The following is a 19644-nucleotide window of genomic DNA, read 5'->3' as shown; positions in this document are numbered from 1 at the left end:
GGATTGTTCCAATTCACTCTGAGTCTGATGGAGTTGTAGCTGGGATTGTTCCAATTCACTCTGAGTCTGGTGCTGGAGTGCTTGGGATTGTTCCAATTCACTCTGAGTCTGATGGAGTTGTAGCTGGGATTGTTCCAATTCACTCTGAGTCTGGTGCTGGATTGCTTGGGATTGTTCCAATTCACTCTGAGTCTGATGGAGTTGTAACTGGGATTGTTCCAATTGACTCTGAGTCTGGTGCTGGATTGCTTGGGATTGTTCTAATTCACTCTGAGTCTGATGGAGTTGTAACTCGGATTGTTCCAATTGACACTGAGTCTGATGGAGTTGTAACTGGGATTGTTCCAATTGACTCTGAGTCTGGTGCTGGAGTGCTTGGGATTGTTCCAATTCGCTCTGAGTCTGGTGCTGGAGTGCTTGGGATTGTTCCAATTCGCTCTGAGTCTGGTGCTGGATTGCTTGGGATTGTTCCAATTCGCTCTGAGTCTGGTGCTGGAGTGCTTGGGATTGTTCCAATTGACTCTGAGTCTGATGGAGTTGTAACTGGGATTGTTCCAATTGACTCTGAGTCTGATGGAGTTGTAACTGGGATTGTTCTAATTCACTCTGAGTCTGGTGCTGGAGTGCTTGGGATTGTTCCAATTCCCTCTGACTCAGTTGCAAGTGCAACTGAAATTCTGCCAATTCACTTTGAGTTTGCTGTAGCAGAGCCTTGTTTTGCTCAAATTCTGTCCGCGTCTCATAGGGCATATTGTATAAAAGAGGACTCGGCTCGACATTTAATTTCAAGTGAAAGTCACTTGAAAGCTTGGAAAGCTCGATAACTGCGATCGCATTTGCTTGAGAAAAAGGCGACCCGTATTCCACATAACTCAGTTCAAGAGCATCTAACTCTTCCCAAAGCACGTTAAAACTACTGCCATTTGTTTCTCGGTCTATTAGCTTTAAGCAATTAACTGAGACAGCCTCTTTAGGAATTCCATATTTTTTACCTAAAAGATACAAATACTCTTTACTAAACTGAATATACCATTCCCCATCTATAAGTTTTCCAAAAGGAACGGTAATCAAAGCTTTGCCATCAGGAGCAAGTATGTCGTATATTTTAGCAATTGCTTTTAAGGGACCTTCAAGATCGCGGTTTTCTTCCTGCTCTCCATATCCACCAGAAGGATCTCCTTTTTGTCCAATGTGTTCGACTGTCGAAAGTGAGACTATCGCGTCGTACTTTTGGGCAGACGGCAGGTTCATTAAGTCTTCATTATCTACCCCTACTTCTACTTCAAATTTATCGACAATTCGTCTTGATGTTATACCAAGCGTTTCACTCAAATGATTTTCATAATGAGAGAGTACATTTCCCACTTCAAGTATGCTTGCTGGTTTTTTGAGATCTGCCAAAAAGTTAAAGGCAATAGGTATTTCTACAGCTCTTTCGGTAGGATTGTTAAATCTTATACGATTGTAATAAAACTCTTTTTGAGTGAAAAAAAACGTTCTTTTCCATTCGTGCATTGGCGCTTCTCCTGTCTTTCGTATATATTAAATTTAGTCTTCTTTGAGAGTTTTGTGAATAGAGGCAATTGATACTGATACCGATGCCATGCGACTAATCTACCAGTCAACCCAATTTTCCCATAAATGCTCCCCAAGCGCAGCTTAATATTACAGCAATTTCCGTTAGTCTATTAAGACTGGCGTTGATCGCTATATGTTCCTGCCGGTTTAATCTGGCATCAAGCACTGTCGCCAGAATTTCTGACAACCCATGATGACTTTCACCTGTTGCACTTACCCAGCCATCAGGCTGTTCGTGCTGCAACATCAAGTACATCGCCTCTCAAGAGTCCGAGATTCAACCACAGTTTACACTAAGGTTAGGTCATTAAGGTTACATCTTGTCAAAGGTACACGACTTAGTGTAACCTGAAGTAGTTCATCAGCTTAGCACCATTGACAGTAACTCAAGATGGAAGCCAAAAAAAATGCCGTTGATTATTTGGACGAGGGCGCTCGACTTGTAGAGTTAGGGAGTCTGGAGGAGGCGATCGCAGCTTTCCGCCGTGCCATTGAGTTAAATCCTGACCTCTCCTGGTCTCACCACAATTTAGGGGAAGCTCTCGCAAAACTCGGTCAATTCGAGGAAGCGATCGCAGCTTATCGGCACGCGATAGAACTCAACCCGGATTTTTCTTGGTCTTATCATCACTTGGGGGATGCTTTAGAGCGACAGGAACAGTGGCAGGAAGCGGTTGTTGCTTTCTGCAGAGCCATTGAACTCAATGCCGAACATTTCGGGACTTACTGTGGGTTAGGGCATAGTTTAGCAAAACTGGGTCAGCTAGATGAGGCGATCGCGGCTTATCGCCGTGCCAGCGAGCTTAACCCAGAGACCGATTGGATTCAGTATAAGCTGGGGGAATTGCTGCAACAGCGAACTCAGTTGGATTTGGAAGGGGCGATCTCTTCTTATCGCGGCGCCCTACAGCTAAATCCAAATGACTTGGAAGCTTGTCGCAATCTCCTAGAGATTCAACCTCATAACAGCGATAACTTAGAAGAGAGTCAAGCTTTCCGAATTAATCCCCAACAGTTAAAATTAATTTCAGGACAGCTTCTTCAAACCGGCGGTAGCTGGCAGTTAGTCAGTAGAGAAGGAAACCAGGGGCAAGTGTCTTATGGTCCTTATATTACTTTACCCGATGGCTTATATCGAGTTATAATTGACTGTGAATTCCCCGCTCTAACTTCAGAACAAAAACGAGAAAATTCTGAAATTATTGGATTCAAACTTGATGTAGCGATGGATCAAAGCTTGGTGGTGTATCAGGAAAATATTTATACCCACCAGCAGAAACAAGAGTTTTTTATAGACCTGGTAAATGTTAAAGATTTAGAAGTTCGCTTTTGGGCGATGGGTCAATTATTTGCTGTGAATTTCATAGAATTTACCTTGGTTTATCACCCAGGGGAAGATGCCAAGGCGATTGACTATTATTTGAAAGTAGGAAATAATTGTAAAAATAATAATATGGTCAGGGCAATATATTCCTTCCAGCAGGCTTTCAAAATCAAAAAAGCAAGTGTTACAGCCTCAAGCAACAAAGAAAACATTGAAATTTATCCGCAACCTGTGGTAAGGAAACCACGTATATATGACTGTTTTCCTTTTTTTAATGAAATAGATATCTTAAAAATTAGAATAGAGGAATTAAAGGATGTAGTAGATAAATTTATTTTGGTTGAAGCGACGAAAACTCATAGTGGACAACTAAAGCCTTTATACTTTAAAGAGTTTATCCATGAGTTTGCTGAGTATCAAGATCAAATTATCCACTACATTGTGGATGATATGCCAGAAGTCCAAAACAATAATCGATGGCCTCTTGAAAATTATCAAAGGGACTGCATTGGTTTGGCTTTGATAGAACTTGAATGTCAAGACGAAGATATTATTTTAGTGAGTGATGCTGATGAGATACCGAGAAAAGACAAAATTAATGAGGCAATACAATTGCTCTCAAATAACGATTTTGTAATTTTCACCCATGATTTATATGCCCACAACTTAGATAATTTACAAAGCGAGTGGTGGTGTGGAACACTCGCTTGTAAATATAAAAATTTAAAGCAAAGAACTGCTACCCAAGTCAGACGTTCAGATGCCGGGAATTTTGCCAGCGACAGCAAAGCTGGGTACATTAATGAGTCTCGCAATTTTGGACACCCCTACATAGCTAAAGGTGGTTGGTCATTTACCTGGTTTGGAACTCCCCTATCAAATAGCTACAAAATACAAAGTTTTGCTCATGCCGAAGTAGACGATTCGGATGCAAGGGGAGTAGAAAAACTGAAGTATGATATTTGTAGACCGACTTTAGAGTTTGAAGCTTCAGGAGAGTATTACTTTGACCTAGCCGACATAGAAGGAAAGGATGTACCAGAATACTTGAAGAAAAATATCCACAGATACAGGCATTTTCTTAAGGCGAAACCTACTAACCTGACGCAGGCTTATGCTGTGCTTGAACAAAAACAGACCAAGCTACAGCAAGTTATAGATAACTACAATCAAATGTGGGAAAAAATTGTCAATCACGGAGACGCGGTATCGGTAATTAATGACTGGCGACGGTTATCTGATCTGGGAGAGGAGTCTCCCCATGATTTTTTTTTAAGTAGCTTAAAAGGAATCTGTTCTTGGTGCATTACTCCCGATCAGTTAACTCTGATTTCCGGTCAACTAATAGATGGGTCTCAAGGTAAGCAGCTAGTCAGTAATGCGGGGAATCAGGGACAGGTTTCCTATGGTCCGTACATTAGTGTGCCGGACGGAGTGTATCGAGTTAAAATTGAATTGGATCGTGAGTATTCCCAATCAAGTTTAAATTCAGTTGAAAACAGTCAAGCTCTCTGGTTCAAGTTTGATGTGGCTATAGAGCGAAGTTTGGTTATTTATGAATCAAGTATTTACTGCGGTCAAAAAGATCATGAACTTTTCATCGATTTTGTAAATGCTATAGATTTAGAAATTCGTTTTTGGTCGGTTGGTGCAGCATTTGCTGTGAATTCCATAGAGATGACTTTAATATATCAGCCTCGTAACGATGCGACCGCCACTGAATACTATTTCAATTTAGGGAAGAGCCTGCAAATAAAAGGCCAACAGCAACAGGCATTGGCTGCCTACCGCAGGGCGGCGGAACTGAACCCCCACAATTATTTAGCAAAGGCGATAGCATCTTCGAAACAACCAGAAGCTTACACGGAGTTAATCAGCAGCTTAATAAAACAGGGTTTATTGGAACAGGTAATTTCCTGCTACGACCAATTGTTCGAGAATGATTGGAACTTAGCCACTAAAGCTCACCATAATTTAGCCATAGTCCTAGCTAAAGAAGGGATGATGAATGAGGCTATAACAGTTTTCAGTAAATCTTCTAAAAAAACCTTCAATGAAAGTCTTATTTACGAAAATATATGGTTGGGATTGAACAAAATGCGTTTGCTTGATGAGGATAATCCTGATTACCCAACTGAAATTGACCGGGAAGATACATATAAATACTTTAGTCAGACCAGCCAATATAAAGCTCTTAATATCTCTGCTTTAAGTGATGAAGAGCGAAACTTTATGGAAAAAGCCGGTTTTTCCATAGCTAATCTGGAATTAATTGCAAAAGATGATATTGAGCTAGAAGAAATATACATCAACAGTTTTACTTCTAATGAACCTGTTCAACTCTCTCGGAAGGGAGGTAAGGACTTACGAGGTAACAATAGTATATATGACATTAAAAAAGGCAGATATTTTCAGCAAAGCATAGTCGAAACAGGGTACATTTATTCAGTTTGTCCTTCCACGGGAGAGGTGTTGAGAACAAATCAATCATTTGTTTATCACTACCCTCATCCAGGTACTTGGACTGGAGTTCATCCCATATATATTTATCGATTTGTGGGTGGCGAAGTATTTTATTTAGTATGTGCTACTCCTGTATTGGGAGATAAAAGTTTTATTTACTTTCCCAATCGCGAGTTAATTATTACTTTTGTTTCAGGACATGATTGTTATGCAAAAGAAGATCAAATAATTAACGCGCTCAAGGCTAACTTTGTTAGTCATTGGCAGTTAGTTAACTCCTACTTATCAACCGATATAAGAAAAGAGGTAGCTGCCGTTTTAGGTTATATGAACAATCTAGCCCATTTCGTCTGGAATGAGCTATCGGGGATTCAATATTTATATGACAATGAAACCTTAGATAAAATAGATAAGTTCTTAATCGGAAGCTTTGAGTATTTTAATTTAGGCGATACTTATCCAGAAATTCCTATAGATAAGATACTGCATCTGACCAATCCCGATAGTTTGTTTGAAACAATTTTAGCTAATAACTACTTAGCTGTATGGTCAACTGATTTAGTGATCAAAGAAGATTTAAGCAACAGACTCTATAAAGGTGCTATTGCTAAATGTTCTCCAAGTGTTTTGCAAGAAATAGAAGTAGCTAGAAAACATTTCCCCTTCGTCTGGATTGGACTGCGCGGACACTCTAGAGTATGGTTGTCTCAGATAGAAGGCCTAGCAAATATTATCAACAGTTTATCTACCATCTTTCCCGATTTGGCAGTTGTTTTTGATGGTTGGGGTCAAACTGAAAAACCCGATCCTCGTTCTGAGTTGGAGATGAAAAGAGAACAATCAATAGTGGCAGATATAGTAAAAAAAATATCGACTAATGTACCCATTTATAATTTAATAGGAGCGATGAACTGTGAAAGGGCTGTCTGGTCGAGAGTAATAGATTTTTACATATCCGCCTATGGATCTGGCTTAACATTTCCTCTCTGGATTGCCAACAAACCAGGTGTGGTTCATGGGATCATTGACTCTATATTATTAGAGAAAGGAGAGTGGTCTTCACATATCAGAGAAAATGCGGCAGCACCCCTACTAATTCCTAATGATTATCGCGATGATAATGTGAAAATAGGTTTTGCTAATTATGATGTAGATTGGCAAAAAATTAATGCTGCAGTTATCAAAGTAATGAACCAAAAACAGAAACCAATATTTTCCTTATTCAAACAGGAAAATTCCCTGGAAATATTTACGATAAAACCTGAACAATTAACTGTAGTAGGCGGAAACTTAGTTTCTACTGAGAATGGTCAGCAACTAATTAGCTGTAAAGACCATCACGGTTTAGTTTCTTATGGTCCGTATATCAGCTTACCCGATGGATTGTATGGCATCAAGATAGATGTTGAGTTTCCCGAATTAAGCAAAGACCAGCCTAATGTCGGTTTGAGACTTGATGTAGTGATCGACAAGTCAAGCGTGGTTTACGAACAGGATATTGATATTCTCTGTAATAGAGTAGAGTTTTTTCTAGACTTGATTGATGCTGTAGACTTAGAAATTCGTTTCTTTGCCCAAGGTAAAGTTTTTGCTATTAACGGTATAGGACTTGAATTGCTATATAAACCTGATGATACAAATCTGGCAAATTATTATTATTATTATTTTAATTTAGGTATAAAGTTTGAATACCAAGGGAAGTTAGAAGAAGCATTTGCCGCATATAGCAAAGTGGCGTTGCTTAACTCACCATACAAACGAGCGGCGATATCTGCTTGCCAAAACATCTCAAAAGTGCAACCAAATAGCAGAAGATATGCTAACTTAGTCTGGGATATAGCACAGCAAAACTCAATCCCAGATATCTTACAGCAAGTTTCTTGGTGGCAAGTAGGAGATATTTTTGCTCAAAATGCTTTATGGGAGAGAGCTATTCCAGCGTATCACCGTGCTATTGTGCTTGAACCCGATGTTGCAATTGCTTACGCAAAGCAGGCTGAAACCTTAGCAAAAGAAAATAAACTAGATACACAAACCGCTTGGAAAACCAAGTTTTTTACAGCTTTACTTAAGGAACCAACTTCAGACGATTTTTATGCCTGTCTTGCCCAAGTATTAATTGTTAGATGTAAGTGGCATGAAGCGATATATGCTTACCAGAAATTCCTAGAAGGTGTAGACGATACTGCTACTATAACTGATGAAATATATTTCAACTTGGGGTATGCTTTAGCACAGACTAATCAACTAGACTCTGCTGTTATTTACTACCAAAAAGCACTTCAAATTAACCCTAAAGATGCTAAAACCTACTATCATCTGGGGTTAGCAGTATACCGCCACAATCAATTTGATTTAGCGATAAAATATTACGAGAAAGCACTGCAAATTTCTCTAAAAGATTACCAAGTTTATCTAAGTTTAGCAGATTGCCTTATTCATAATAATAGGCTTGATGAAGCATCAACTTACTTGCAAGAAATAATTAACCAAAGAGATAGCAGAACATATCAAGAGGCTGTAGTAAAATTAGCCGATATTTTGGAAAAACAAGGTAAATCAGAGAAAGCTAATACTTTTGAGTCCGAAAATCAGCCGGAAGCTACTCCCGAAGGATTTTACAATACAACTCATGAGTGGGCTGTTGCCTTCAATTCCACTGAATATATTGAAATCGACTCTAGTGAAACCAACGATGTTCCTGATAAATATGGATTTATATCGACTGTTCAGCTCCCCAAAAATTTTGTTGCTATAATTCCCGGAGGTCGATATTACCAACCCTACTCATACCACGATAAAAACTATTTTATTGCTCCTGATAATAAGGTATTGCTTGATACTTACCACTCTAGTGTTATTGATGTTCAATACAATGGTAATTTCTCAGGTATGAATTTTCCACCTACCTACCACATAAAAGGTACAGTAGCAGTCATAGGAGGGTTTAGTTACAGGAACTATTATCACTGGATGATCGATATCCTACCCAAGTTGGGACTTATAGAAAAGGCAGGAATCGATCTCAGGAATGTAGATAAATTTGTTCTGTCAGAATATTCGGGTTTTCACAAAGAAACACTAGACATTTTAGGAATTCCTTCCAGTAAAATCTTAGATGTTGATAAGGGATACAATCATGTAAAAGCAGATCGGTTGATAGCGACATCCCCTGTATCTCTCTTGCGCCGAAGCAGTCTTAATTTTTTGAGAGATAGATTAATGCAATCCGTACCTAAATCCCTAGAAGACAAACCGGAAAGAATATATATTAGTCGACGTTTAGCAAGGGGCAGAAAATTTATTAATGAAAACGAAGTGATAGAATTTTTAGCCCGACTAGGTTTTATCACTATAGACGGGGAACTGCTGTCAGTAGCAGAAAAAATATCATTATTTTCTGGTGCAAAAGTTGTAGTAGGTATATGTGGTGCTGGATTGACCAACTTAGCCTTTTGTCAGCCCGGAACAAAAGTGATAGAAATTTTCCTGCCTCATATGCACTTGCCAAACTATTATCACTACTATTGGTGGTGTTGTTATCTTGGTCTTGAACATTTCTTACTCAAAGCAGAAGTTGGTTTGGGATCATCTTACTTGCGTCAACTACTTTACAATGGCGAACATACCGAAGAAGCAATTCTTAATATTGAATCACTCAAGGCTTTATTAATCTCTGCCGATATAAGATAAACTCATAACATCTCTGCCATAACGTATCACTACTATCTGTCAAGCAGTCTCTCTTTCCACCAGATAATCGTCCGATCTAAACCATTGTCTAAATCATATTCCGCTGAAAAACTAACTTCTTCTGATAAACGGGAAATATTGGCAGCAAATAAGCGAGGTTCGCTAGCAGATGTAGGAATAGTCCCTAGACTTACTAAATCTGTCTTTCCTAGTTTTGCTGCAATTTTATAAATAATTTCTTTAACAGCTACAGGCTTTCCTGAAGCTATATTAATCTCACCAGTAACATTACTTTCTACAAGTACAACAAAAGCGTTAGCCACATCTTCAACATAAAGATAATCCCGTAGTTGATTACCATCAGAACACAAAGCAGGTTCGTTTTTCAACAAAGAAAGTATAACTGATGATACTAAACGCTTAGGGTGATCGTAAGGACCATAAACATTAAAAACACGCCCCCAAGCGCTACTAAGTTTAGTGATTTCTGCATAAGCTTTTAACATTTCTTGCAAAGCATTTTTGCAAACACCGTAAACTGTATGGGGGTTTCTTGGAGTTAAAACTTCCGAACAGTAACCGTAGTTCCAATCATATTCCAAGGCGCTACCAGCCATGACAACTCGTTCCCCGCCTTGTTCTCGAAAATGTCTTAGTAATTCTAAACTAGCTTGTACCCAAAGGAAATTTTCTTCTGCTACTAAACATTTTCCCGGAATGTTGTACCAAGCAAAGTGCAGCAGGTGAGTTGGCTTGACGGTAGACACCAGATTTTTAACTTGCATGGGATCTAATAAATTCATGCTATGCCAACAGCATTTCCCGTTTACATCTGTTGAATTTAGTGGAATTTTAGAGGTGACAGCATGAACCTCAAAACCCGCAGCAGTTAAAGGTGCGATCGTGTGTCTACCAATAAAACCAGTCGCACCTGTTACTAGCACTTTTTTCATGGTTTATCAGCCTAATTTACAAAGGAAAAGCTAATTCTTCAAAAGGAGCACTCAAATAGCGTTTGTAGTTGTCGCGATCGACAATATGCAAGCGTGGTAAGTCAAACACCAACTTTCCCCCTTTCTCCAGATACTCAATCTCATCCTCAATTACTTCGCGACGGAAATGCCAGATCAAGACAAATACATAGTCAGGTTGATTGCGCCGTAGCTCTTCTTGGCTAATGATTGGAATGCGCGTACCGGGCGTAACCAAACCGTGTTTTTGAGGTTGCAAGTCACAGATAGCAACCAGGTCTTTCGGGGTAATATCACAAAAATTCAGTACAATATTTCCCTTTGTCGATGCTCCATAGCCATAGACTTTTTTGCCAGCAGCGCGGGTGAGACTGAAAAAATTACGCACTTCATCACGATGCTGAAGAACGCGATTGCGGAAACGATCAAAAGGAGCTATTGTGCTAAGTGGCTCCTCATAATCAAGGAGCTTCTTAATATTGTGATGGTTAGGCTCCCTCGGACTATCATCCCGGGCTGCAATGAGGTAAAAACTACCACCATTGATATCATTCAAGCTCACATCCAGTATTTTGATACCAGCACGTTCCGCCATCCAAAAGATTTGGCGCAAACCCATATAGGTTATGTGTTCGTGACAAACTTGATCGTAGGTCAGGTTAGTCAACATCATCGGCATATACGACAACTCAAAACCCCATACCCCGTCTTGAGCCAGTATGGAGTGAATTTGACGCATGAAGCCTACTGGGTCTTCCAGGTCGTAAAACATCGCAATTGAAGTGATTATGCGACATTTACGCTCTCCAATGATGCTACGCAAGCGATCCGCCGAAAAGAAATCATAAATAACCTGAATATCAGGATCGAAATTATCAGCGAATTTTTCACTGGATGGGTCCATCCCAACTCGAACCAGCCCAAGGTTCCGATACAAATTCAGCACAGTGCCATCATTGCAACCGATATCTAATACGATGTCGCCATCCTTCGGCTGTACAAGTTCGAGCAGGTGTTTAATCTTTGACTCTAGGTGACTACGCATCGTGCGACTGGTGGACGAACGGTAGCCATAAGTCGTCCCGTACATTTCCGATACATTAGCGGTATGCTTGAATTGTAGCATCCGACAAATATCACTTGAATCATCGCCGTCACACAGAACTAGATCGAGAGGCGAAATCGATGGATTAGGGGAATCTACGGCTGGAAAAACACTGCTGAGGCATTGCTCGCCAAGATTTAAAACAGGGGTGAGATTTTCGTTGCCACAAATTCGACATTTAGTAATTTCTTTAACTGTGCCGGGGACTGAGTGCGTCATATGGTTCTCCAAAGTGAAAATATTCAAGCGGTTGAGTGAGTTGGTTGATTAAGTTAATACTCTTGTCTGCCAATCAATAGCTTAGCATCATCAGTCTCTCGTAACTGCCTCTACTCTAACATCTCTGTTAGGAATGAAAAACTAGAGAATTGATAGTTGCGAGCGACTGTCGAAAGTTACTAACGCCCATACCACTAAAAACCTCTAGCTTTACCAGATATATTGCTGGCCAGTATACTTGCAGTTCATCTAGTTGTGAAGATATCTCTTGTGAAACAAAACTAGCTCAGCAAGGCACAGCAGTTCTATCCCTGCTTAATCAATGCCAATGTTGGGCTGTCAACGTTGAGAAATTTATCGTACCATTGAATGGCCTCGCGCAGTCCTTCTTCAAGAGAATACTGGGGTTTCCAATGCAACAGCCTGCGTGCCTTCTCTGCTGAAAGATACTGATGCTTGATTTCATTTTTAGCCTGATTCAAAATAATTGGCTCCAAATGACTCTTATCCATCAATTCCAAAATCTTACGCACCATTTCCAGCACCGGGATTTGCAGCTCATTACTGAAATTAAACGCTTCTCCCCATATTTCTCGTCTGTCCATCTGCTCAGCTAGATGCAAATAAGCTAAAACCCCATCTTTCACATAGAAATAGTCTCGGATATAACTGCCATCGCTGCGGAGTACCACTTGCTTGTCCCGCAAAGTTGACCGAATTGTATCGGGTACTATACGATTAAAATTTAAGTCTCCACCACCGTAAAAATTGCCACAGCGGGTTACGCATACTGGCATCCTGTAGCTGACATAATAAGTCCGACAAATCAAATCTGCACAACTTTTAGAAACATCATAGGGGTGCTCTCCTTGCAGGGGTGTTGTCTCGTCGTAGGGCAGCACCAACTGATCTCCATAAGCTTTGTCGCTAGAGGCCACAACAACTCGACTGACACCCCCAATTTGGCGGCAGGCTTCTAGCAGGTTCCAAGTACCTTTAATATTTGTCTCGAAAGTCTCTAGCGGATCTCGGTTACCAACACCCACAATAGATTGAGCAGCCAAGTGAAATACCGTGTCTACTTCATACTCATTGATCGCTCGTTTTAGGGTTTGTAAATCTTGTACGCACCCGCGCACTATGTTAATTTGCTGATGCCAGTCTTCTGTATAAAGTCTGGATTTTGGCACCCAGTCTCTGACTAATCCAGTTACCCTTGCCCCCCGTTGCACTAATTCAGCTACTAACCAGCTACCCAAAAGGCCAGTGCAACCTGTCACCAATACCGATCGATCGCGCCAAAACTCACTCATTCCCACACCCTCCAAGGAGCCTCTCCATTATCCCAAAGTTCATTCAAATATTTATACTCGCGGTAAGTATCCATCGCAAAGAAGAAACCTTCGTGGCGGTAAGCCATCAATTGACCTTCTCCCGCTAAGCGCTGTAACGGCTCTTGCTCTAAAAGACAATCATCCCCGTCTAAATGGTCAAATATGCTGCGGTGAAGTACCAACCATCCCGCACTAGCCCAGCCATCTATTTGAGGTTTTTCGGTGAATTCCAGAACTTGGCCTTGGTTGTTCACATCTAAAATACCATATCGGGATATTGGACGAACTGTACTAACAGTTGCCAGCTTACCATGAGCCTTATGAAAATTCACCAAAGCTCCAATATCGATATCAGCAACTCCATCACCGTATGTCACCATAAAGGTATCCTCGGCAATGTATTTCTCCACACGTTTCACCCGCCCCCCAGTCATAGTGTTCGAGCCAGTTTCCGCCAGTGTCACCTTAAAATCTTGCTCGCGATGCTCCTCGTGATAAGTAATGCAATTCTGGCGACCCAAGCAAATAGTAAAATCATTATTCATAGCTTCATAATTCAGGAAATACTCCTTAATCATGTTGCCGCGATAGCCCAAACACACAATAAAGTCCCGGAAACCGTAATGGGCATAGGTCTTCATAATGTGCCAGAGAATCGGATGCCCCCCCACATCTACTAGGGGCTTGGGACGAAATTCTGTTTCTTCTCGGAGACGTGTCCCCAAACCGCCGGCTAATATAACTACTTGCATTGTTTCACAGCTTTAAACGTCATCAACTCATCTTTATTCAAAGTGGGCTCGTGAAATTGTAGTGTATGGAAGAAGAATGGCTACCCGCTACGCCACTTAAAAATAATCGTCTCCTCAGCCTGTTTAAATTCTATATCAAATAAATCAAAAACTACTTCCCTCCCTAAAAGAACCTCTTGACAAAAATCAGTTTGTGCCCAAGCTACAGGGGCAGTAAAAATATGACCATCCAACTCCATTTCAATATCTCGCAACAGATATTCAATACTGCCACCAACTCCCTCTGCTTTACTGATACTCTCTCCAGCAGTTCTACTACAACCCAAATCTTCACCAAGCTGCTTAGTGATTAAGCTGAGTTCAGCTCCCGAATCCACCAGCATTTCGACTCTTGCCGAGTTCTGAACTTTTAGATGCAGTTCATATCTGGGCTGCCAATCGTGAGATTTTAATGCCCTCATTCTGACAGGATAAAACCTAACAGGCTCAATAAACTCGCTTTCAAATATGCGACCGATCACATAACTTAAATTAGGTGTATCAGGGGGAATCCCGTCCTTCATTTTTCGATAATCCCGATCGCAACTAATCACCCCTCGGTTAGTATAAGCGATCCACTGACCCCGATATTTCTTCAACTCCCGGCGATTGGCTTTATACCACTCCTTAGCCGTTGCATATTCTCCTTCCATATTTTCACCCCATACTTTTCCCTCAAACCATCCTCGCCTCCACCATCATCCGCACCACATCGGGCATCTTATACTTCGCCTCCCACCCTAACTTTTGCTTCGCCTTACCCGGATTTCCCCTCCCAACTGCAATCTCCGTCGGTCTGTAGAGACTCGCATCCGTTACTAAATGTTCCTGCCAATCCAAACCCGCAGCAACAAACGCTGTCTGCACAAACTCCTCCAAAGGATAGCTTACACCCGTGGCAATTACATAATCGTCCGGTTCTTCCTGCTGCAACATCAAATACATCGCCTCCACATATTCCGGTGCCCAACCCCAGTCCCGCTGCACAGAAATATTTCCCAAATGCAGTTTTTCGGAACTACCCGCAGCAATTCGGCACACAACAGATACAATCTTTTGCGTTACAAACCTCTCCGGGCGCAGCGACGACTCGTGATTGAACAGAATACCAGAGCACGCAAACAAATTGTACGCTTCCCGATAATTTGCTACTTCCCAAAATGCGGTTGCTTTCGCTACCGCGTAAGGACTTCTGGGGCGAAAAGGCGTATTTTCATCGGCTGGATTGCCTCGGGTATCCCCAAAACATTCGCTGGAACTGGCGTTGTAAAGTTTGATTTTCCCGCCTGTAAACCGAATTGCTTCTAACAGATTCAATGTGCCTGTGGCAATGCTTTCGAGGGTTTCTACGGGCTGTTCAAAAGACAGACCGACGGAACTTTGACCTGCTAGATTGTACACCTCATCTGGCTCTATTTTGGCAAGCACTTGCAAGACGCTGCGAAAATCGTTGAGAGACATGGATTCTAGTTTTACTCTGTCTCGGATGCCCAAACGGGCCAGGTTTCCGAAACTAGACATTTGGGCGTCCCTGGAGGTGCCGCAAACTTCATAACCTCGATCTAGTAACAGTTTAGCTAAATAAGCTCCGTCCTGACCTGATATACCACTAATTAACGCTTTTTTCATATAAACTATTTACTTTGATGATTCGGCGGTTGAAACCGATCCTACACAAACAAAATCTGCCTCCGCAGACTAAGAAGTAGGTTGGGTTTGCTATCGTTCAACCCAACTTACATATTTTGGATTTTACTTAAGCTGACTGTCGGCCACTCCCTAGTCCGCCAGGGAATGAATTCCCTGTCTAATAGCTAAAGTCCTCTTAAGAGGACTAATGAGTTTAAAAGTCTTCTTCTGACTTTTTTTAAGAAGACTAATAAGTTTAAAAGTCTTCTTCTCAGTCCTCTTAAGAGGACTTTAGCTTTGAGGCAGGGGTTTCAACCCCTGCCGGACGGCTGGACTGCCGGAAAGAAGTCAGGGATCTAACCTTCCCAACGTTCGGCGACCAATTCAGCCAAGTCAACCACCCGCTGACTGTAGCCCCACTCATTGTCGTACCAAGCCAAAACCTTCACCATGTCGCCATCCATCACCAGCGTCAAGCTGGAATCCAGAATCGAAGAAGCATCACTTCCGCGATAGTCGCATGAAACTAAAGGCAAATCGTTGTACTCCAAAATCCCTTTCATGGAGCCTTCGGCGGCTTCTTTGAACACTTGATTTACTTGCTCGGTAAAAGTCTTTTTCTCTACCTGAGCCACAAAATCAACTACCGACACATTAGGAGTCGGGACGCGCATGGCGATACCATTTAACTTGCCCTTCAATTCTGGAATCACCAAAGCCACAGCTTGTGCTGCTCCGGTAGAAGTCGGCACAATATTCATTGCTGCCGCCCGGGCCCGCCGCAAGTCGCGGTGGCTAGCATCCAGCAAGCGCTGGTCGCCAGTATAGCTGTGGGTAGTGGTCATCATGCCTTTGACGATGCCAAAATTTTCGTGCAGCACTTTCAGTACAGGAGCCAGACAGTTGGTAGTACAGCTAGCATTGCTGATGACTGTGTAGTCACTGTGCTTGTAGTTGTGGTGGTTGACTCCCATCACATAAGTGCCAACTTCAGAACCCTTGCCGGGAGCGGTAATTAGCACTTTTTTAGCGCCGGCAGTGATATGCTTCGATGCACCAGCTTGGTCAACGAAGACGCCGGTTGATTCAATAATCAGATCAATACCCCAATCTTTCCAAGGCAAGTTTAGCGGGTTGCGATCGCTCACGCATTTAACTGTCTTCCCATTTAGGGTAATGGAATTTTCATCCGCACTGATGTCCACATTCTTCAACGTTCCCATCATGGAATCGTATCTGAGCAAGTGAGCATTACTTCTGGGATCGGAAGTGTCATTAATAGCTACCAACTCTAGCTGGCTGTTTTCTCTGCCCAGCCAGCAGCGCGCAAAACTGCGCCCGATACGTCCAAAACCATTGATCGCGACTCGAATCACTTTAGTACCTCCTAACGATGGCAGCCCCTAGCTCAGGCTTAAATTTTGGAAAAATTTAAGAATTGACTTTTGACATTCTCACCGGACTAAAGCCACGGTGATTCCCAAACCTCACGATTTGAGTTTCTGCTTCATCGCAACTGCCTCCACCCACAAGGAGTTTTCTGGTCTTATGTTCGCTCCACAGACTAACCCCGCTAGCCCAGCGGTTTTTATGCGTCGAATACCTAAAAGGAATTCTTATCTGTTGTTTTGATTCCAGGGATGTTTACCATTGCCCTATCCTCTTTTCCCGGTCTACCGATTTGTCTGCGCCGCCAGTTGTACTGGACTTCGCTCGTTAGGCTGTCTGAATCCATCGTCGCGGGTGGGTCATTGACCAAACTATAGTTTAATATAAAGCGGTCTTAAAACGACGGGGTTTCCGCCCACCTTTCTGATGACACCAGATCATATCGCAAAGCTCGATCCTTTCTAACTTTTTGTGTTTATCAAAAAACCTGAACTTTTCTAGAAGGCTGAAATTGCAAGGCAGAAGGCATTAGGCTTTCTGCTGCTGCTTACTGATGTTACAAAGTAAACGATTTCTTAGAATATTCGGGTAAATCATTGTAGAACCTGGTAATATGGTTGGAAAACGCAAAAATACCCCCTAGCGATGACCAGATATGTCACACCACGAGAAGCTTGCAAAATCTTGCAAGTCTCAGACAAAACCCTTAGAAACTGGGAACTTGTCGGCAAAATATCAGCAATCAGAACTCCCTCTAACCAGCGACGCTATGATATCGACAGCGTTCTCGGAACCGGACATGACCGAGTTACAGCCATCTACGCCAGGGTCAGCAGCTACAAACAGCGCGAAGACCTTGATAGGCAAGTCAGTTACCTCCAAAGCCTCTATCCGCAAGCTAAAGTCTTTAAAGACATCGGAGGCGGACTCAACTTCAAAAGAAAAGCGCTTCTTGCCCTTCTGGGACAAGTCATGTCAGGAGATATCTCAGCAGTTGTGGTCGGACACCAAGACAGACTGTGCCGGTTTGGTGGCGACCTTATCAAATGGATCTGCGAGCAAAACAATTGCCAACTCATGGTTCTCAGCAGAAACGAGTTGTCTCCAGAACGAGAAATGGTTGAAGATGTGCGACATGAAGTCGTGCGATTAGTGGAATCTGTTCCACAAGAACTGAGGAGCCTTCTTCTCCAGGAAATTCTTTCTTCCTGTTCCCATGTAAAAGGGTCATAGAGACCCCGCCAGTGTTCAGAGTAAGTAATGAAATGGGCATTAAGCAAGGCACAGAAGCTTAATATACTCTTAGCCTAAAAGGGTAAATCAAGCGAGGGAAAGTCTCATGAGGGTTAACGAAAGTGAATCTTCCTAAGTTCCGTTATCCATTAAGATGTGAAATCAGGCTGATACACATCAACCAAAAGGTAAGTAGAGCGGTAGTTAGATGTCTTCAATAACTACGGAAGAACTAAGCCTCTACCGGAATATAGAAGGAACCCAAATGAGACGGATGTTCAACGCACGAAACATGGTAAGCCCTATGGGTTCTCATCCTTATGAGTAAACCAACCGCAAGGAAGGTGAAAACCTAGAGGGTAAAGGAGGTTGGAGAAAGCAAACGCTCTTGTGTAATGCAAGAGATAAGGGTTCAAAATTTGCCCCGAATCGAAAGATTGCAAACTTCCAACTGGTCTTAAACGATAAAACACTGTAAAGAATCCAAACCAAGATGGAAGATAGAACCAGTAATGGTATCGGAATCACGGAACTCAATTCAGAATGGGCAAACCTTAACTGGAAGTCCATTAAGAAGAATGTTAGGAAACTAAGACAGCGAATTTATCGGGCAACCCAGAACAAAGAGTGGAATAAGGTTAGAAACCTTATGAAACTTATGCTACGGAGTTATTCTAACCTGCAATTGTCTGTAAGACGAGTTACTCAGGAGAATCGGGGGAAGGGAACGCCAGGTATTGATGACCAGACAATTCTTAACCCAGCACAAAGAATACAACTAATCCAAGAAATGGGAAATTATACTCCTTGGAAGGCAATTCCAACCAAAAGAGTTTACATACCTAAATCCGACGGTAAGAAAAGACCTTTGGGCATTCCGACTATCAAAGACCGAGTATTACAGGCAATAGTTAAAAACTCTTACGAGCCGCATTTTGAATCTAAGTTTGAAGCTAATTCGTATGGCTTTAGACCAGGTAGAAGTACCAATGACGCAATAGAGCAATGCTTCAGTCGTCTACAAAAAGGTAAAGACACATGGGTTCTTGATGCCGATATCAAAGGAGCTTTTGACAACATTAACCACGACTTCATCCTCGACGCAATCAAAGAGCTTCCAGGAAAAGAGCTAATTAAACAATGGTTAAAGGCAGGTTACGTTGAAGCTGAGGTATTCAACCCTACAACTAGCGGAACCCCCCAAGGTGGCATAATAAGCCCCCTACTGGCGAACATTGCACTAGACGGATTGGATAAGCTTCTTACGAAGTACACAAAAATATCCACCCAAATCCGAAAAAGTGGTAAGAGACAGGGGCAGCAAGAGAACGTAAAATCACCAAAATACGGATTTATCCGATATGCTGATGATTTTCTAATCACCGCTAGAACCGAGGAAGATATTAAAGCAGTAGTGCCTATAGTCGAGGACTGGTTGAAAGAAAGAGGACTGACTTTAAACCAAGACAAAACCACTATCGCCGAGATAGGTACAGGAATTAACTTTCTTGGGTTTAATCTACGACAGTATAAAGGAAAACTATTAACCAAGCCTCAAAAGGAAAAAGTTTTAGCATTCCTTCAAGAACTGCGTGACTGGTTGAGAGTAAATAAAAGCCTTCCACAAGATGTCGTAATAACACATCTCAATCAACAGCTAATCGGATGGGCTAACTACTACAGAGCGGGGGTGAGTAAAGAAACATTCTCTTACGTTGACCACATGGTTCACAAAATGCTGTGGGCATGGGCAATCAGGAGACACCTGAAAAAGGGTAAAGAGTGGGTGAAGAATAAATACTTCCGCGAATTAAAAGGGAAGGAATGGAACTTCACAACGGGAGCATGTCACTTTTGCAATAAGTATTTATACTTGTGCAGTTTTTGGCGGTCTACCAATTAAGCCATTTAAGTA

At 41.9% G+C, this 19644-nt stretch carries 11 protein-coding genes and 1 pseudogene; 3 read left to right on the top strand and 9 right to left on the bottom strand.

What is annotated here, in order from left to right; translation table 11 throughout:
• Together QUB51_RS22080 and QUB51_RS22075 are read right to left on the bottom strand one after the other, a co-directional pair.
• Window positions 1–1515 (bottom strand): annotated as a pseudogene (locus tag QUB51_RS22080) (hypothetical protein); the annotation flags it as partial.
• A gap of 106 nt (window positions 1516–1621) precedes the next feature.
• Window positions 1622–1825: a hypothetical protein gene (locus QUB51_RS22075; protein WP_333201899.1), complete on the bottom strand. Its 204-nt coding sequence runs from the start codon at window positions 1823–1825 to the stop codon at window positions 1622–1624.
• A 144-nt stretch (window positions 1826–1969) separates the two neighbouring features.
• On the opposite strand from QUB51_RS22075, the gene QUB51_RS22070 reads away from it, so the two are divergent.
• Window positions 1970–9058 carry a tetratricopeptide repeat protein gene (locus QUB51_RS22070; RefSeq protein WP_333263300.1) on the top strand — a complete coding sequence of 2363 codons (7089 nt, stop codon included), beginning with the start codon at window positions 1970–1972 and terminating at the stop codon, window positions 9056–9058.
• A gap of 32 nt (window positions 9059–9090) precedes the next feature.
• Here QUB51_RS22070 and QUB51_RS22065 read toward each other — a convergent pair whose 3' ends face one another.
• The 7 genes from QUB51_RS22065 to QUB51_RS22035 all read right to left on the bottom strand — a co-directional run bounded on the left by QUB51_RS22065 (window position 9091) and on the right by QUB51_RS22035 (window position 16483).
• Complete coding sequence (locus QUB51_RS22065) at window positions 9091–10011, bottom strand: NAD(P)-dependent oxidoreductase (protein WP_333263297.1); 921 nt, start codon at window positions 10009–10011, stop codon at window positions 9091–9093.
• Window positions 10012–10027: 16 nt separating this feature from the next.
• The gene (locus tag QUB51_RS22060) at window positions 10028–11353 is read right to left on the bottom strand and encodes a class I SAM-dependent methyltransferase (protein ID WP_333263295.1); all 1326 of its coding nucleotides are present in this window, start codon (window positions 11351–11353) and stop codon (window positions 10028–10030) included.
• A gap of 305 nt (window positions 11354–11658) precedes the next feature.
• Window positions 11659–12666, bottom strand: a complete 1008-nt coding sequence (locus QUB51_RS22055) for a GDP-mannose 4,6-dehydratase (RefSeq protein ID WP_333263292.1) — start codon at window positions 12664–12666, stop codon at window positions 11659–11661.
• A complete protein-coding gene (gene rfbF, locus QUB51_RS22050; RefSeq protein ID WP_333263289.1) occupies window positions 12663–13439 on the bottom strand; it encodes a glucose-1-phosphate cytidylyltransferase in 777 nt (258 codons plus the stop codon). The genes QUB51_RS22055 and rfbF overlap by 4 nt, the downstream gene beginning before the upstream one ends.
• A gap of 80 nt (window positions 13440–13519) precedes the next feature.
• Window positions 13520–14131, bottom strand: coding sequence for an aspartyl protease family protein (locus QUB51_RS22045; RefSeq protein WP_333263287.1), 612 nt, complete (start codon window positions 14129–14131; stop codon window positions 13520–13522).
• Window positions 14132–14153: 22 nt separating this feature from the next.
• Window positions 14154–15107 carry a GDP-mannose 4,6-dehydratase gene (locus QUB51_RS22040; protein WP_333263284.1) on the bottom strand — a complete coding sequence of 318 codons (954 nt, stop codon included), beginning with the start codon at window positions 15105–15107 and terminating at the stop codon, window positions 14154–14156.
• A gap of 356 nt (window positions 15108–15463) precedes the next feature.
• Window positions 15464–16483, bottom strand: a complete 1020-nt coding sequence (locus QUB51_RS22035) for a type I glyceraldehyde-3-phosphate dehydrogenase (RefSeq protein WP_333057138.1) — start codon at window positions 16481–16483, stop codon at window positions 15464–15466.
• Between the two features lie 658 nt (window positions 16484–17141).
• On the opposite strand from QUB51_RS22035, the gene QUB51_RS22030 reads away from it, so the two are divergent.
• Both QUB51_RS22030 and ltrA read left to right on the top strand, forming a co-directional pair.
• The gene (locus QUB51_RS22030; RefSeq protein ID WP_333057139.1) at window positions 17142–17729 is read left to right on the top strand and encodes an IS607 family transposase; all 588 of its coding nucleotides are present in this window, start codon (window positions 17142–17144) and stop codon (window positions 17727–17729) included.
• Window positions 17730–18222: 493 nt separating this feature from the next.
• Window positions 18223–19632 carry a group II intron reverse transcriptase/maturase gene (gene ltrA, locus QUB51_RS22025; RefSeq protein ID WP_333263281.1) on the top strand — a complete coding sequence of 470 codons (1410 nt, stop codon included), beginning with the start codon at window positions 18223–18225 and terminating at the stop codon, window positions 19630–19632.
• The last annotated feature ends 12 nt before the right edge of the window (window positions 19633–19644 follow it).

The sequence above is a fragment of the Microcoleus sp. AT8-A3 genome (genome assembly GCF_036705675.1).
GTDB lineage: Bacteria > Cyanobacteriota > Cyanobacteriia > Cyanobacteriales > Microcoleaceae > Microcoleus.
The sequence above is the reverse complement of the archived record's forward strand: the minus strand, read 5'-3'. Positions and strand labels throughout refer to the sequence as shown.

Coding starts and splice junctions, on each gene's coding strand:
- QUB51_RS22065 (WP_333263297.1), bottom strand. CDS start 10,011: ATGAAAAAAGTGCTAGTAACAGGTGCGACTGGTTTTATTGGTAGACAC.
- QUB51_RS22040 (WP_333263284.1), bottom strand. CDS start 15,107: ATGAAAAAAGCGTTAATTAGTGGTATATCAGGTCAGGACGGAGCTTAT.
- QUB51_RS22060 (WP_333263295.1), bottom strand. CDS start 11,353: ATGACGCACTCAGTCCCCGGCACAGTTAAAGAAATTACTAAATGTCGA.
- QUB51_RS22030 (WP_333057139.1), top strand. CDS start 17,142: ATGACCAGATATGTCACACCACGAGAAGCTTGCAAAATCTTGCAAGTC.
- QUB51_RS22075 (WP_333201899.1), bottom strand. CDS start 1,825: ATGTTGCAGCACGAACAGCCTGATGGCTGGGTAAGTGCAACAGGTGAA.
- rfbF (WP_333263289.1), bottom strand. CDS start 13,439: ATGCAAGTAGTTATATTAGCCGGCGGTTTGGGGACACGTCTCCGAGAA.
- ltrA (WP_333263281.1), top strand. CDS start 18,223: ATGGAAGATAGAACCAGTAATGGTATCGGAATCACGGAACTCAATTCA.
- QUB51_RS22055 (WP_333263292.1), bottom strand. CDS start 12,666: ATGAGTGAGTTTTGGCGCGATCGATCGGTATTGGTGACAGGTTGCACT.
- QUB51_RS22070 (WP_333263300.1), top strand. CDS start 1,970: ATGGAAGCCAAAAAAAATGCCGTTGATTATTTGGACGAGGGCGCTCGA.
- QUB51_RS22045 (WP_333263287.1), bottom strand. CDS start 14,131: ATGGAAGGAGAATATGCAACGGCTAAGGAGTGGTATAAAGCCAATCGC.